The sequence below is a fragment of the Bradyrhizobium sp. USDA 4011 genome (assembly GCF_054063415.1).
The window spans coordinates 7,402,831-7,417,936 of the sequence record NZ_JBSSGG010000001.1; the positions used below are offsets into that span (position 1 = coordinate 7,402,831).

The window sequence follows — 15,106 nt, forward strand, 5'->3', positions numbered from 1 at the left end:
TTGTCGGCGTCCGGCGGCGCAAAACGCGGCCGAACGCCGATCAATGCACCGGATCGCGGAGCTCTGCGTGGTTCGGTGCGACAATGGGGCGCAGCATGTCCACCTTTGATGATGCCTTCGACGCCGACCGCGCGCTCGTGCGATCCGGCTGCGCCTGCGGCCGGCACCGCTCGGCCGCCGAGCATGCGCATGCCGCGCGCACGCTGCGCTGCGAGCCGGTCGCCGATCTCGGCGAACAGAAGCGTTACGAAGGCATCGTCGCGTCGGCGGTGATGCGCGCGGTGTTTCCGCAGGACGTTGCGCGCCGCGCCTTTCTGAAATCGGTGGGGGCGGCGACGGCGCTTGCCGCGTTGTCGCAGCTCTTCCCGTTGAAGACCGCGACGGAGGCGTTCGCCGACGCCGGTCCACCGGAGAAGAAGGATCTCAAGGTCGGCTTCATCCCGATCACTTGTGCAACCCCGATCATCATGGCGGCGCCGCTCGGCTTCTATGCCAGGCAGGGCCTCAACGTCGAGGTCGTGAAGACCGCCGGCTGGGCCGTGATCCGCGACAAGACCATCAACAAGGAATACGACGCCGCCCACATGCTGGCGCCGATGCCGATCGCGATTTCGCTCGGGCTTGGTGCCAACGCCATGCCCTTCACCGTGCCCGCGATCGAGAACATCAACGGGCAGGGCATCACGCTTGCCATCAAGCACAAGGACAGGCGCGATCCCAAGGATTGGAAAGGCATGAAGTTCGCCATTCCGTTCGACTACTCCATGCACAACTATTTGCTACGCTATTATCTCGCCGAGCACGGGCTCGATCCGGATACCGACGTGCAGCTCCGCTCGGTGCCGCCGCCGGAGATGGTCGCCAATCTGCGCGCCGACAACATCGACGGCTTCCTCGCGCCCGACAACATCTGCCAGCGCGCGATCTATGACGGGGTGGGCTTCCTGCACATCCTGTCCAAGGAGATCTGGGACGGCCATCCCTGCTGCAGCTTTGCCGCGAGCCGCGAGTTCATCACGACGGCGCCGAATTCCTTCGCGGCGCTGACCCGCGCGATCGTCGATGCCACCGGCTTTGCTGCGAAGGCCGAGAACCGCAAGCAGATCGCGGAGGCGATCGCGCCGGCCAACTATATCAACGCGCCGGTGACGGTGCTCGAGCAGGTGCTGACCGGCACCTATGCCGACGGCCTCGGCGGCGTGAAGACCGATCCGAAGCGCGTCGACTTCGATCCGTTCCCCTGGCAGTCCTTTGCGGTGTGGATGCTGACGCAGATGAAGCGCTGGGGCCAGATCAAGGGCGACGTCGACTACAAGGCGGTCGCCGAGCAGGTCTATCTCGCCACCGATACGAAAAAGGTGATGGCCGAGATGGGGCTTGCGCCGCCGACGAGCTCGTACAAGTCGTTCTCGGTGATGGGCAAGAGCTTCGATGCGGCCAAGCCCGACGATTATCTCGCGAGCTTCAAGATCAGGAAGTCGTCGTGAGGGGAGAAATTCTATCCACGCCGTCGTCCCTGCGAAAGCAGGGACCCATACGCCGCACTCTCTCGGTTAGGCGCGCGGGAAGACACTCAGCGCAACAATTGGCGCCGGTGGTTATGGGTCCCTGCTTTCGCAGGGACGACGCGTTGAGGGAGCTCGCGCGATGACGCTCTCCCTTCGTCTCCGCGCCGCCATCGTCTCGCTTGCGCTGCTCGCGGCCTTCCTCGGCACATGGCACCTCGCGACCCGCGGCAGCGGCACGACGGCGGCCATGAGCCCGGAATATGCCAGGCTGATGGGGCTGACCGCGACCCAGGGCAAGTCGGCGATGCCCGGGCCGCTCGATGTCGGCACCAAGCTGTGGGAGCATCTGAAGAGGCCGTTCTACGACAACGGGCCGAACGACAAGGGGCTCGGCATCCAGCTCGCCTATTCGATCGGGCGCGTCGGGCTCGGCTATCTCATTGCGGTCATCGTCGCGATCCCGCTCGGCTTCATGATCGGGATGTCGCCCCTGATCAGCAGAGCGCTCGATCCCTTCATCCAGCTGCTAAAGCCGATCTCGCCGCTGGCCTGGATGCCGCTCGCGCTCTACACCATCAAGGATTCCTCGATCTCGGCGATTTTTGTCATTTTCATCTGCTCGGTGTGGCCGATGCTGCTCAACACCGCGTTTGGGGTCGCAGGCGTGCGCAAGGAGTGGATCAACGTCGCGCGGACGCTCGAGGTCGGCACCGTCAGGCGCGCCTTCACCGTGATCCTGCCGGCGGCGGCGCCGACGATCCTGACGGGCATGCGGATCTCGATCGGGATCGCCTGGCTCGTGATCGTCGCCGCCGAGATGCTCGTCGGCGGCACCGGCATCGGCTATTTCGTCTGGAACGAGTGGAACAATCTGTCGATCACCAATGTGATCATCGCGATCCTTTTAATCGGCCTCGTCGGCATGCTGCTCGACCAGGTGCTGGCGCGCTTCACGCGCATGGTGACGTTTCCGGAGTAGCGATGACCGACACCCGTTCTGCAGCCAATTCACCTCGCCCCGCTCGCGGGGAGAGGTCGGATCGTACGCGACAGCGGGCGATCCGGGTGAGGGGAACTCTCCGCGAGTCGAATGGCCGGAGAAAGCCCCTCACCCCAACCCTCTCCCCGCAAGAGGCGGGGCGAGGGGGCGAATCGTCTCCGCGGAGCGACAGGCGATGACCGACAAGTTCATCTCCATCGAGGGAATCGCCCGGCGTTATCCCGGCGCCGGCGGCGGCACCACCACTGTGTTCGAGGACTTCTGGCTGTCGATGACGCGCGGCGAGTTCGGCTGCGTGATCGGCCATTCCGGCTGCGGCAAGACCACGGTGCTGAACATCCTCGCCGGGCTCGACGAGCCGAGCGAGGGGACTGTCATCGTCGATGGCCAGGGCATCGAGGGCACCAGCCTCGACCGCGCCGTGATCTTCCAGAGCCATGCGCTGCTGCCGTGGCGCACCGTGCTCGGCAATGTCGGCTACGCCGTGAGCTCGAAATGGCGCAAATGGGACCGCGCCCGGGTCAGGGCCCACGCGCAGAAATTGATCGATCTCGTCGGGCTGACCGGCTCCGAGCACAAGCATCCTTCGGAGCTGTCGGGTGGCATGAAGCAGCGCGTCGGCATCGCGCGGGCGCTGTCGATCACGCCGAAGATCATGCTGATGGACGAGCCGTTCTCGGCGCTGGACGCGCTGACCCGCGGCACGCTGCAGGACGAGGTGCGGCGCATCTGCCTGGAGACCGGGCAGACCACCTTCATGATCACCCACGACGTGGACGAGGCGATCTTCCTCGCCGACAAGATATTCCTGATGACCAACGGGCCCGGCGCGGTGCTGGCCGAGATCGTCGAGAACCCGCTGCCGAAGGAGCGCGGCCGGATCGACCTGCACCGTCATCCCTACTACTATGCGCTGCGCAACCATATCGTCGATTTCCTGGTCAGCCGCAGCAAGAGCTTTGCCGCTGAGGTGACCGATCACGATCCGCGCCACGTGCCGACGGTGCGGCCCGGCGTCGGGGAGCCCACGATCGTCTCGCCGCCGCGCGTCGTCGAACCCAATCCCGCGCAGAGCGTTGCGCGCTGAAGCCAGAGGAGGAAACCAGATGAAACGCGAAGACCTCACCGAGAAGCTGCTCGACATCAAGCGCGAGAAGGGCTGGACCTGGAAATACATCTGCGAAAGGATCGGCGGCTATTCCGAGGTGCTGATCACGGGCGCGATCCTTGGCCAGATGAAGCTGACAAAGCCGCAGGCCGCCAATGCCGGCGAACTGTTCGGGCTGTCGAAGGCCGAGACTGCGATGCTCAACGAGACGCCGATGCGCGGCATGCCGATGCCGCCCACCGATCCCCTGATCTATCGCTTCTACGAGCTCGTGATGGTCAACGGACCGGCGTGGAAGGCGCTGATCGAGGAGGAATATGGCGACGGCATCATGTCGGCGATCGATTTCGACATGGTGATGGAACGCCTGCCGAATCCGAAGGGTGATCGCGTCAAGATCACCATGAGCGGCAAGTTCCTGCCGTACAAATATTACGGCGCCAGCGGCAACGTGCCGGAATACGGCTTCAAGGAGCAGTGAGGAGCGGCGACGAATTGCGAGTAGCGAATGGAATCTTGTCCGCTCGCTATTCGCTACTCACTATCAGCTATAAGATCGTGCCCGGCGTGAAGCTCGCAGCGTCCGGCTTGGCCTTCGCCAGGGCGTCGACCTGCTCGGCGAAGTGATCGACCTGGGCAGCGGCGTCGCCGGAGTTGGCGCGGCCCTGGTCGAGCACGGCCTGCAGCTCGGCTTCGCCCAAGCCGAGGCGCCGATCGGCGGCGAGCCGCTGCAGCAGGTCGTTCTGCACGATCTTGCCGGTGCGCAGGTCGCCGATCGCCGCGACGGCGTGCTCCTTGATCGCCTCGTGGGCGCCTTCGCGGCCGGCGCCCTTCTTGACCGCTTCCATCATGACAGTGGTGGTCAGCAGGAAGGGCAGATAGCGGTTGAGCTCGGTCGCGACGACGGCTTCGAACACCTCCATCTGGTCGAGCACGGTGAGCAGGGTTTCGAGCAACCCGTCCATGGCGAGGAATGCGTCGGGCAGCATCACGCGGCGGACGACGGAGCAGGAGACGTCGCCTTCGTTCCACTGATCGCCGGCGAGCCCGGCTGCCATCGCGAGATAGCCCTTCAGGATCACATGCAGGCCGTTGATGCGCTCGCAGGAGCGGCTGTTCATCTTGTGCGGCATCGCCGAGGAACCGACCTGGCCCTTGGCAAAGCCTTCGCTGGCGAGTTCGTGGCCCGCCATCAGGCGGATGGTCTTGGCGAAGTTGCCGGGACCGCTGGCGAGCTCGGTGAGCACGCTGACCGCACGGAAGTCGAGGCTGCGCGGATAGACCTGGCCGACGGCATCGAGCGCTTTCGGCAGGCCGAGGTGAACCAGGATGCGTTCCTCGAGCGCGCGCGCCTTGCCGGCATCGCCGTTGAACAGGGTGATCTGGTCGAGACGGGTGCCCACTGCGCCCTTCAGGCCGCGAGCGGGGTAGGTTTGCAGCACATTGACCAGGCTCTGATGCGCCAGCAGCATCTCCTCGCCGGACATGGCGATGCGCTTGCCGAGCGTCGTGACTTGCGCGGCCACGTTGTGGGTGCGCGCGGTGAACGGGATGTCGCGCAATTGCTGGGCGCGCTTCGCAAACCGAATCAGCGCGGCGATGCTCTTGATCTCGACCAGCTGCAAGGCGCGGTAGACCTGGAGCTGCTCGACATTCTCGGTGAGGTCGCGGCTGGTCATGCCCTTGTGCAGGTGCTCATGACCGGCCAGATCGCAGAACTCCTCGATGCGCGCCTTGACGTCGTGGCGGGTGACGCGCTCCCGCTGCATGATGGAGGCCAGGTTGATCTGGTCCTTCACGCGCTCGTAGCTTTCGATCACGCCGTCCGGAACCGGAATCCCGAGATCGCGCTGGCCCTTCAGCACGGCGATCCAGTAGTCGCGTTCGAGGCGAACCTTGCCCTCGCCACTCCAGATGGCGCGCATGGCGGGTGAGGCATAACGTTCAGCGAGAACGTTGGAAATTTGATCTTGGGGCATGATCCCGCTCTCTTGGCATTACCTGGTGCCGGCTGCAAGCCGAGAGCTGTCATGGATCGTCGAGATTGCAGGCACCACGGCCGCAATGTTGGCGGCATCCTATCAGATAGTGACCCGCGCCGCCTCAGGCAACCCGAGGCGGCGCGTGCATGGAGCACTGGGGAGCGGGACTCCCGTCCGCGCTGCTCGCGATCACAAGGCGGCAACGGAGCTGTTGAACACCGCCCTGACCTCGGCCACCGGCGCCATGTCGCGCACGAAGCTAAAGGAGCCCTGATCCTTCATCTCGCGGGCACAGCGCAGGAACGCGGCGAGCGCGTGGCGCTCCATCGCGCCGCCGACGCTGATGCGCTTGACGCCGGCGGCGGACAATTGCTCGACCGTCAGGGTCGGATCGGCAAAGCCCATCACGAGGTTGAACGGCCGTTTCAATGCCGACACCACGGTCCGGATGGTGCCGAGGTCGTAGAGGCCCGGCGAATACAATACGTCGGCGCCGGCGGCTTCGAACGCCTGCAGCCGCTTGATGGTGTCGTCGAGGTCCTTGCGTCCCCAGAGAAAGTTTTCCGCCCGCGCCGTCAACGTGAACGGGAAGGGTAGGGCACGGGCGGCCTCGACCGCCGCCTGCACCCGCTCGACCGCGAGCGAGAAATCGTAGATCGGGTGCTCGCGATTGCCGGTCGAATCCTCGATCGAGCCGCCGACCACGCCGGCTTCGGCGGCGCGCGCGATCGCCTTCGCCGCGGTCTTGGGATCGTCGGCGCCGCAATTCTCCAGGTCGGCGTTGACCGGCAGGTCGGTGGCCTCAGATATCACCCGGCAATTGTCGATGATGGCATCGAGGCTGACGGTCGCGCTGCCGAGCGTGTTGGCGAGCCCGAGGCTGGTGGTCGCAAGCGCCTCGAAACCCATCGCCGCGAGCAGCTTCGCCGTGCCGGCATCCCAGGGATTCGGGATGATGAAGGCGCCGGAGCGCTGATGCAGCTCGCGAAAACGTGCTGCCTTGTCTGCCTGGGTGCGCATGTGAACTCCTGATGGCTGGAAAAGCGTCTGAGACCAGCGATAGGGCGGTTTCGGCTATCAGACAAATTTGTTATTCCTCTCGATATCATCAGCTTTTTGCATGAGGCGGCAGATGGACAGCGACGCGCTCAACACGTTTCTGGTGGTGCACCGGCGCGGCGGGATCTCGAATGCCGCCAAGGCGCTGCATCGTTCGCAGCCGGCGATCTCGCGGCGCATCGCGCTGCTCGAGCAGGAGCTCGGCGTGCCGCTGTTCGAGCGGATCGCGGGCAAGACGAGATTGAGCGATGCGGGGCGGGTGATGGTGCCCTATGCCGAACGTGCGGTGGCTGCGGCACAGGATGCCGAGAATGCAGTGCGGGCGCTGCTGCGCGACAATTCCGGCCCGGTGGCGCTGGCGGTGACCGGCACGCTGGCCGGCGAGCGGCTGTCGAAGGTGCTGAAGCGATTTGCGCGCCGGCATCCCGATGTCGCGCTGACGCTGCGTACCGCGACCAGTGCCGAGGTCAGCGATCTGATCCGGCGCGGCGAGGCGACGATCGGGCTGCGCTACGACCGCGACCGCTCGGGCGATCTCGATTGCGAGGTGCTGTTCGCCGAGCCGCTCGGGGTGGTCTGCGCGCCGGACCATCCGCTGGCGGGACGCCGGGTCGACCGTCTTGCCGATCTCAGGGACGAGCGCTGGATCGCCTTTCCCGAGGTGCCCGGACGGCGCGAGATCACCGCTTCGCACGTGTTCGCCCTGTTCCTGACGCACGGGCTCGGCGAGGTCGGCTGGACGCCGGTCGACAGCCTCACGGCGCAGAAGCGGCTGGTCGAGGCCGGGCTCGGGATCGCCCTGCTGTCACGAAGCAACGCGGCGGAGGAGCTGCGCGCCGGGTCGATCGCGACGATCCGCGTCGGCAATCTCACCGCAAGTCATGAGGTCGTCGCGGTGACGCGGCATGGCGGTTTCCTCAGCGCCGCGTCGCGGCGCTTGCTCGAGATCATCCGGGCCGACTTTACCAAAGCGAGGGGCACAAACAGGTCGCGCCGGAACGGTGTCCGGCGCGCGTAAAAAGTCGAATCGGAGCTCAGGCGGCGCGAGAACTTAAGTTCCCTCCTTCACGTTCCGGCTTTTACCTGGGCCGCCGCCACGGCCAGCAATTCGTCCATCTTGGCGCGGACGTCGCGCTCGGTCGTGGCCTGGCCCTTGGCGGTGAGGTCCTTCAGAACCTTGTGCAGAACGTCATTGTCGCCGGCTTCCTCGAAGTCGGCGGCCACCACCTCCTTGGCATAGGCGTTGGCGGCATCGCCCGAGATGCCGAGCTTCTCGGCGGCCCACAGGCCGAGCAGCTTGTTCCGGCGTGCTTCGGCCTTGAACTTCTGCTCCTCGTCGAGGGCGAACTTCTTCTCGAAACCTTCCTCGCGCTTGTTGAATTCGTTCATGCCGAAGTTCCAATTCCCTGCTGAATGCGGGGTGATGCTCGTTGCGGCAGCCCCGATGCCTGCCTAGATAAGCGGGAGGAATCGGCAAGACAACGAGCCGTTAAGCCGCAGGCAAAACAGGCGGAATCGGGCCTTTTTGATAGGGCGGTATAAGTGCCCCGATGGGGGCACTATCGATTGTGCTGGATGGGCCAATCGGATAGGTTGCCAACAGGCATGGTTCTTGTTCTGTTTCCAGTTGGATTACCCAGGTTCCAGGCCTCCGCGGCAGCTCCGTCGTGGGTCGTAACCCCAAGTCATCCGGAGCACCCAAATCCATGGATTTCAACAAAACACGGTACATCCCAATGAGCCGTCGACGCCGTATTTATGAAGGCAAGGCCAAGGTGCTTTACGAAGGCCCCGAGCCGGGAACCCTGATCCAGCACTTCAAGGACGACGCGACCGCGTTCAATGCCAAGAAACACCAGGTGATCGAGGGCAAGGGCGTCCTCAACAACAGGATTTCGGAGTACCTGTTTCAGCACCTCAACGACATCGGGGTGCCGACCCACTTCATCCGCCGCCTCAACATGCGCGAGCAACTGATTCGCGAGGTCGAGATCGTGCCGCTCGAGGTGGTGGTGCGGAACGTCGCCGCCGGCTCGCTGTCGCAGCGGCTCGGGATCGAGGAGGGCACCCAGCTGCCGCGCTCGATCATCGAGTTCTATTACAAGAACGACCAGCTCAACGACCCCATGGTGTCGGAAGAGCACATCACCGCCTTCGGCTGGGCCACGCCGCAGGAGATCGACGACATCATGGCGCTCGCCATCCGCGTCAACGACTTCCTGACGGGTCTCTTCCTGGGCATCGGCATCCGCCTCGTCGACTTCAAGATGGAGTGCGGGCGGCTGTTCGAGAACGAAATGATGCGGATCATCGTCGCCGACGAGATCTCGCCGGACTCCTGCCGGCTGTGGGACATCAAGTCGAACGAGAAGCTCGACAAGGACCGCTTCCGCCGGGATCTGGGTGGCCTGCTCGAGGCCTACACCGAGGTCGCGAAGCGGCTCGGCATTCTGATCGAGAACGAGCGGCCGGCCGGCAGCGGCCCGGTGCTGGTGAAGAGCTAAGCTTAAGGGGCGACCGTGAAAGCACGTGTAACAGTGACATTGAAGTCGGGCATCCTCGATCCGCAGGGCAAGGCGATCGAGGGGGCGCTGAAATCGCTCGGCGTCGACGGCGTCGCCAGCGTTCGCCAGGGCAAGGTGTTCGACATCGAGCTCGCCGCGACCGACAAGGCCAAGGCGGAGGCGGCGCTCAAGGCCGCCGCCGACAAGCTGCTCGCCAATACCGTGATCGAGAACTACCGGGTCGAGGTTCTGAGCTAGCGAGCGCGCCAAATGATAACAGCCGCTCCCGCCGCTGCTCGCCGTGACCGAATCTTCGTCGGAGCGCTCTTGGTCGGCCTGCTGACCGCAGCCGGAATCGGCGGGGCCTCGGCTCAGCCGGCACCGGCAGCGCCTGCCGCGACGACGCAGCCGCCGCCGTTCACGGTCAGCGGTTGGAGCTACGAGCGCCGCGGCTCCGATGTGCATATGTTCCGCTGCGCGCAATCGTCCTGCGGTGCGGGCTCCAAGGTCAGCTACCGGTATTATACCGGCGGAAAACAGATGACGCTCGACCAGTTCCGCGAGGGGCAGGAGCAGATCATCAAGGCGCTGGAGCAGCGGACGCCGGGGCAGCACATTACGCTGCTCGGCGTTGATGGCGACAAGGGCACCGCGGGGCCGCGCATGTTCAAGGCACGGCGCCTGACCGTGACAGCCAACGGCGCAAGCGAGTATCAAGTCAGCGGCTTGCTGCTTGCCGGACAAGGCTCCGCCAGCCTGATCAGCTCGGCGCGTGACGAAAAGGCCAGCAACGACAATTACGCGAAGTTTGCCGCCGCAGTTAAGCTCGTGCTGGCACCCAAAACCAGGTGATGCAATGAAATCAGCCGTCCTCGTCTTCCCCGGCATCAATCGCGAGCGCGACATGGCGCGCGCGCTCAAGCTTGCATCCGGCAATGAGACCGCGATGGTCTGGCACGCCGAGACGGCGCTGCCCAAAGGCACCGACCTCGTGGTGGTGCCCGGCGGCTTCTCCTATGGCGACTATCTGCGCTGCGGCGCGATCGCGGCCCGCGCGCCCGTGATGGATGCGGTGCGCGACTTCGCAGCCTCGGGCGGGCTGGTGCTCGGCGTCTGCAACGGTTTTCAGATCCTCTGCGAGTCCGGGCTGTTGCCGGGCGTGCTGATGCGCAATGCCGGGCTGAAATTCGTCTGCCGCGACGTGCATATGCGCATCGAACGCTCCGACACGCCGTTCACCCGCGGCTACAATGCCGGCCAGGTGATCCGCGTGCCGGTCGCGCATGGCGAGGGCAATTACGAGGCGGACGAGGAGACGCTGAAGCGGCTCGAGGGCGAGGGCCGGGTGCTCTATCGCTACTGCTCCGCCGAGGGCGTGGTCGACGAGACCTCGAACTTCAACGGCGCCGCGCATTCGATCGCCGGCATCGTCAACGAGCGCGGCAACGTGCTCGGGATGATGCCGCATCCGGAAAACCACGTCGAAGAAATCATGGGCTGCACCGACGGCCGCGGCCTGTTCGCAGGGCTGGTCCAGCATCTGGAAAAGGCGGCCTAGTTATCATGCTGCGAAGGTGCCTTGCCGCGGCGGCGGCCGCGGTCCTGCTGCTTGCGACGGTGGCCAACGCGCAAGATGCCTCGAAGCTGAACTTCCCGAAGCGTCCGATCACGATGATCGTGCCGTTCACGGCGGGCGGCACCTCGGACGTGATCGCGCGCGCGGTCGCCGACCAGATGAGCGTGGCGCTTGGCCAGACCATCATCATCGAGAATGTCGGCGGCGCCGGCGGCTCGACCGCGCTGACCCGCGCCGCGCGCGCCGAGCCGGACGGCTACACGATCGCAATCGGCAACGCCGGCACCAATGCCGCGACCTACACGATCTATCCGAAGCTGTCGTTCACGCCGGATTCCTTCGCGCCGATCGCCGTGGTCGCCAAGACCTTCGGCATCGTCGCGCTGCGCAAGGATTTTCCGGCCAGGGACCTCAAGGAATTCATCGACTACGCGAAGAAGAATCCGGGCAAGGTCAATCTCGGCCATGCCGGCATCGGCTCGTCGAACTATTTGATCTGCAAGAGCTTCGTGCATGCCGCCGGGATCGACGTGCAGCTGGTCGGCTATCGCGGCGCGGCGCTCGCGCTGACGGACGCGATCGGCAGCCAGATCGACGGCGTCTGCGATGCCGCTGCCTCGGTGTCGCAGGCGATCGACGACAAACTGGTGAAGGCGGTCGTGGTCGGCTCGACCGTGCGGCTCGCCTCGTTGCCGGAACTGCCGACCTCGGCCGAGGCCGGCCTAGCCGAGTTCGAGGCGCAGGGCTGGAACGGCCTGTTCGCGCCGAAGGGCACCCCGGGCGAGATCATCGCCAAGCTCAACGCCGCCGCGCGCACCGCGGTCGCGAGCGAGGCGGTGAAGAAGCGCTTCGTCGAGCTGTCGACGGTTGCGCCCGAGGCCGATGAGCTCGCACCCGAAGTGCTGCAGCAACTCGTGACGCGCGACGTCGCGAAGTACCGCGCGTTGCTGGCGGACGACAAGAAATAGCCGGAAGGCTATCCTCGCAACCTGCCAAGCCAGCGCTTCACGGCCTCGCCCGGGATTGTCATCGCGGCGACGCCGGCCATGACCAGCAAAACGCCGAGGACCAGGTTCGACGGCACGGCTTCCCCGAGCAGGATCACCGACAACGCGACGCCGATCGGAATCCGCAAATACCCTTGCGCATTCGTGGTGAGCGTGCCGAGCCGCGTCAGGCACATATAGAACAGCATCAGGCCGAACGCGCTCGAGAAGATGCCCATCACGACGGTGGCGACCAGCGCCTGCGGTGTCGGGTGCAGCGTCCAGGGATGGTCGACGATCAGGGCGACCGGCAGCAGCACGGTGCCGCCGAACAAGAGCGAGCCGGCGGCCACCACCATGGGATCGTAGTCGGAGAGACGAAGCCCGAAGATCGTGGCGCAGGCGAACGAGACGGTGGCGAGCAGGATCGCGATCTCGGCGACAATCTCCTTGCCGAAGCCCGAGAGCGCGTCGAGGCCGATGATCGCGACCGTGCCGGCGAGGCCGAGGATCGCGCCGACGAATTTGAGCGGCGAGGCCGGCTCGTGCCGCGTGATCGCCCAGGTGATCAGGAAGGCGAAGATCGGCGTCGTCGAGGCCAGCACCACGGTGTTGGATGCCGGCACGTAGAGCTGCGCCCAGGTGATCACCAGGAACGGGATCGTCGAGTTGATGGTCTGCTGGAAGGCGAACAGCTTCCAGGCCTTGATGCCGGCCGGGATGCGGATGCCGCGGATCCGCAGCACCACGAGCAGGAAGGCGGCTGCGACCAGCGAGCGCGCCGAGATGAAGGTGACCGGCGGGATCGAGCCGAGTCCGATCTTGGTCAGCGGATAGGTCGAGCTCCAGCAGCAGGCCAGCGCCAGCAGCAGCGCGTAGTCGCGCCAGCCGCGCGCACCCGGCGCGGTTGACAGGATCGGCGTCATCGCGGGAGCCGTCACGCCGCCCGTCTTAGCTCTTTGTCTGAGCATGATCTTTTCGGAAAACCGCTTCACACTTTCCGGATCATGCTCTGGCTGTGCTCTTCGGCACCTTGATTGGCTCCCCCGCGCATTGGCGAACGGCGGAGCAATCTAGCGCAGCCGCGCGGAAAGGCTAGGGTATTGAATTCGTGTCGATATTCCGTTCGGCGGCAATGGCGATCGAGATCAGGCGCGGGGCCCGACAGAGCTCGTCCGACCCGCGACTGAGGCTCCCGGCTAATATTACTATTTTGTGACATGGTCCACATGAACCCGGGGCGCGTTCGGCTAGACTCAACGCCATGACAAAGCATTTCAGATTACCGATCATTTTCATTGCTCTGGTCGTCGCAACGCAATGTCTGGCTGCGGAGACCAGGGGCGCAGGCTCAACCTTTGTGTCGCCTGTGATGGCGAAGTGGATCGATGCCTACAAGGCGACGACCGGCAACACCGTCAGCTATCAATCGGTCGGCTCGAGCATCGGCGTCGGCCTGATCAAGAAGGCCGCGGTCGATTTCGGTACCAGCGACATGCCGCTCGATTCGAAGGAGCTCGACAGGCTCGGCATGGTGCAATTCCCGATCGTGATCGGCGGCGTCGTGCCGGTGGTCAACATCGCCGGCGTCAAGCCTGGGCAGATCCAGTTCACGGGACAACTGCTCGCCGACATCTATCTCGGCAAGATCAGATTGTGGAACGACCCGGCCATTCAGGCCGTCAATCCCGGGCTGCAGCTGCCGCGCACAGCGATCACAGTGGTTCACCGCATCGACGGCTCGGGCACGACGTTCAACTGGTCGAACTATCTGTCGAAGGTCAGCGCGCAGTGGAAGGCCGGCGTCGGCGAGGGCACGTCGGTGGAATGGCCGGTTGGCCTCGGCGGCAAGGGCAATGACGGCGTCGCCTCACTCGTCAGCCTGATTCCCGGCTCGATCGGCTATCTCGAATATGCCTATGCGCTGCAGCGCCTCGACCGGATTTCCTTCGGCCTAGTGCAGAACAGCGCCGGCAATTTCGTCACCCCGGACGCCGCATCGTTCCAGGCCGCGGCGTCGAGCGCGGACTGGACGGCGGCGCAGGATTTCAACCTGGTGCTCACCAACGCGCCGGGCGAGGACGCCTATCCGATTACGGCGACGACGTTCGTGCTGATGCATAAGCAGTCGAAATCGCCGGAGCGGTCAGCAACCGCGATCGACTTCCTGCGCTGGTCACTGCAGAGCGGCAGGCCGCAGGCGCAATTGCTGAACTATGTGCCGTTGCCGGCCACGCTGGTCGAGCAGATCGAGCGCTACTGGCAGCATAATTTCGAGGCGCTGACCGCCTCGGCTTCGGCGCCCGGCAAGCGCTGACGCGGCATTCGGCAATAGTAGAGCGATGGACGCCGACCCGGCGTCCATCGAAGCGCATCACCGAGAGGTCGGCCGACAGCGCCGAGACGAAGTACGCGGCGCCGACCTTCGCCCCGCTGCCCTCGAAGAAGAACGGGGCGTTCTCGCCGCCGAACTTGACATAGGCCGGGCTGGTCGACGGCGCGTGGAACGGTCCTGCGGTGATGCCGCGGTTGGCATCGAAGAACACCAGCGTGTCGTAGTTCACCTTGCGGTCGTTGGTGGTGTCATGGCGGCGACGCGGATCGAATATTTGACGTCGAGCGTCGAGGCGTTGGTGCAGGTCGCGGTCGCCGCCGCGGAACATGAGAACGTCTCGATCGGCGCCGAGGTCACCAGCACCGGGCTGAACGAGAAGCGGCCGGCAGCCTGCAGCGCCGCGACGATGCCGGGATCGGTCGTGAAGTCGCTGCGCGACAGCGAGAAGCCCTGGGCCCCGATGCCGCCGAATGCCCCGATTCAATCGGAGCGGCCTCCGGCGCGCTCTACGTTGTTGCTTCCGGCGGCGCCTTGCGCTTCGTCCGCTTGATGGTGCCGGAGAAGCTGAACAGCGGCCGCTCGGCCGATGTCAGCATGCCGCGCACGAAGATCAGCGATCCGCCGGCGCGGGTGACCTCGCCGGTGCATTCGATCAAGGCACCCTCGCGGGCCGCATCGAGGAATTCCGAGGCGAACGAGACCGTGACCCCAGGCCCCTGGAGCACCGGGGAGGCGAGCGCGAACAGGCAGTAATCCGCGAAGGTCATGAGACAGCCGCCATGGACGTTGCCGGAGCCGTTGAGGTGCTTCGGGCCGACCCGGAACGCGCAGGCGATGCGACCGTTCTCGTCCATGCGGTGGAAGAAAGGGCCGGTATGTGTCTCGAAACTGTCCCGGGTCCAGGTTCGCCAGCCGGCGAATTCGCCTTCGGTCGCGACGTGCAGGTCGGGGCGGCGGTTGAATGCCGTAGTGAGTGCGGTCTTGGCGAGCTCGTTCACGAAATCTGGCCTTCAATTATCGGGTTCGGGACCTTAAATCCGATCCATCC

17 protein-coding genes are annotated in these 15,106 nt (G+C 65.0%); 12 read left to right on the forward strand and 5 right to left on the reverse strand.

Features of this window, described 5'->3' with window-relative positions; translation table 11 throughout:
- Positions 1-95 precede the first annotated feature (95 nt).
- The 4 genes from ACVW1C_RS34880 (at position 96) to cynS (ending at position 4,097) form a co-directional block, all read left to right on the forward strand.
- Entirely contained in the window at positions 96-1,487 is a 1,392-nt protein-coding gene (locus ACVW1C_RS34880) for a CmpA/NrtA family ABC transporter substrate-binding protein (RefSeq protein WP_456762137.1), read from the forward strand.
- A 160-nt stretch (positions 1,488-1,647) separates the two neighbouring features.
- A complete protein-coding gene (ntrB, locus tag ACVW1C_RS34885; RefSeq protein ID WP_456762138.1) occupies positions 1,648-2,487 on the forward strand; it encodes a nitrate ABC transporter permease in 840 nt (279 codons plus the stop codon).
- Positions 2,488-2,683: 196 nt separating this feature from the next.
- On the forward strand, positions 2,684-3,595 hold the full coding sequence (locus ACVW1C_RS34890; RefSeq protein WP_456762139.1) for an ABC transporter ATP-binding protein: 912 nt from the start codon (positions 2,684-2,686) through the stop codon (positions 3,593-3,595).
- 19 nt (positions 3,596-3,614) lie between these two features.
- Positions 3,615-4,097: a cyanase gene (gene cynS / locus ACVW1C_RS34895; protein ID WP_456762140.1), complete on the forward strand. Its 483-nt coding sequence runs from the start codon at positions 3,615-3,617 to the stop codon at positions 4,095-4,097.
- A gap of 67 nt (positions 4,098-4,164) precedes the next feature.
- Here cynS and purB read toward each other — a convergent pair whose 3' ends face one another.
- Positions 4,165-5,595, reverse strand: a complete 1,431-nt coding sequence (purB, locus tag ACVW1C_RS34900) for an adenylosuccinate lyase (protein WP_456762141.1) — start codon at positions 5,593-5,595, stop codon at positions 4,165-4,167.
- Positions 5,596-5,787: 192 nt separating this feature from the next.
- Positions 5,788-6,618, reverse strand: coding sequence for an isocitrate lyase/PEP mutase family protein (locus tag ACVW1C_RS34905; protein WP_456762142.1), 831 nt, complete (start codon positions 6,616-6,618; stop codon positions 5,788-5,790).
- Between the two features lie 112 nt (positions 6,619-6,730).
- Between ACVW1C_RS34905 and ACVW1C_RS34910 the strand changes: the two genes are divergently transcribed.
- Entirely contained in the window at positions 6,731-7,675 is a 945-nt protein-coding gene (locus tag ACVW1C_RS34910; protein WP_456762143.1) for a LysR family transcriptional regulator, read from the forward strand.
- A 47-nt stretch (positions 7,676-7,722) separates the two neighbouring features.
- Here the strand turns inward: ACVW1C_RS34910 and ACVW1C_RS34915 are convergent, their stop codons facing one another.
- Positions 7,723-8,046 carry a DUF1476 domain-containing protein gene (locus tag ACVW1C_RS34915; RefSeq protein ID WP_456762144.1) on the reverse strand — a complete coding sequence of 108 codons (324 nt, stop codon included), beginning with the start codon at positions 8,044-8,046 and terminating at the stop codon, positions 7,723-7,725.
- A 347-nt stretch (positions 8,047-8,393) separates the two neighbouring features.
- Here ACVW1C_RS34915 and purC point away from each other — a divergent pair, with 347 nt between their 5' ends.
- Genes purC through ACVW1C_RS34940 form a run of 5 tightly spaced genes read left to right on the forward strand, consistent with a single transcriptional unit; the run spans position 8,394 to position 11,705 of the window.
- Positions 8,394-9,161, forward strand: coding sequence for a phosphoribosylaminoimidazolesuccinocarboxamide synthase (gene purC / locus ACVW1C_RS34920; protein ID WP_016843454.1), 768 nt, complete (start codon positions 8,394-8,396; stop codon positions 9,159-9,161).
- A gap of 15 nt (positions 9,162-9,176) precedes the next feature.
- On the forward strand, positions 9,177-9,419 hold the full coding sequence (gene purS / locus ACVW1C_RS34925; RefSeq protein ID WP_029083848.1) for a phosphoribosylformylglycinamidine synthase subunit PurS: 243 nt from the start codon (positions 9,177-9,179) through the stop codon (positions 9,417-9,419).
- A 12-nt stretch (positions 9,420-9,431) separates the two neighbouring features.
- Positions 9,432-10,013: a hypothetical protein gene (locus tag ACVW1C_RS34930; RefSeq protein ID WP_456762145.1), complete on the forward strand. Its 582-nt coding sequence runs from the start codon at positions 9,432-9,434 to the stop codon at positions 10,011-10,013.
- Positions 10,014-10,017: 4 nt separating this feature from the next.
- On the forward strand, positions 10,018-10,719 hold the full coding sequence (gene purQ / locus ACVW1C_RS34935) for a phosphoribosylformylglycinamidine synthase subunit PurQ (protein ID WP_173637480.1): 702 nt from the start codon (positions 10,018-10,020) through the stop codon (positions 10,717-10,719).
- A 5-nt stretch (positions 10,720-10,724) separates the two neighbouring features.
- The gene (locus tag ACVW1C_RS34940; protein ID WP_456762146.1) at positions 10,725-11,705 is read left to right on the forward strand and encodes a tripartite tricarboxylate transporter substrate-binding protein; all 981 of its coding nucleotides are present in this window, start codon (positions 10,725-10,727) and stop codon (positions 11,703-11,705) included.
- A gap of 8 nt (positions 11,706-11,713) precedes the next feature.
- Here the strand turns inward: ACVW1C_RS34940 and ACVW1C_RS34945 are convergent, their stop codons facing one another.
- Entirely contained in the window at positions 11,714-12,649 is a 936-nt protein-coding gene (locus ACVW1C_RS34945) for a DMT family transporter (RefSeq protein ID WP_456763249.1), read from the reverse strand.
- 338 nt (positions 12,650-12,987) lie between these two features.
- On the opposite strand from ACVW1C_RS34945, the gene pstS reads away from it, so the two are divergent.
- Complete coding sequence (pstS, locus tag ACVW1C_RS34950; protein ID WP_456762147.1) at positions 12,988-14,040, forward strand: phosphate ABC transporter substrate-binding protein PstS; 1,053 nt, start codon at positions 12,988-12,990, stop codon at positions 14,038-14,040.
- 25 nt (positions 14,041-14,065) lie between these two features.
- Positions 14,066-14,608: a hypothetical protein gene (locus ACVW1C_RS34955; protein ID WP_456762148.1), complete on the forward strand. Its 543-nt coding sequence runs from the start codon at positions 14,066-14,068 to the stop codon at positions 14,606-14,608.
- Here ACVW1C_RS34955 and ACVW1C_RS34960 read toward each other — a convergent pair.
- Positions 14,565-15,056: a PaaI family thioesterase gene (locus ACVW1C_RS34960; protein WP_456762149.1), complete on the reverse strand. Its 492-nt coding sequence runs from the start codon at positions 15,054-15,056 to the stop codon at positions 14,565-14,567. The two genes, ACVW1C_RS34955 and ACVW1C_RS34960, sit on opposite strands and share 44 nt — an antisense overlap.
- Positions 15,057-15,106: the final 50 nt, after the last annotated feature.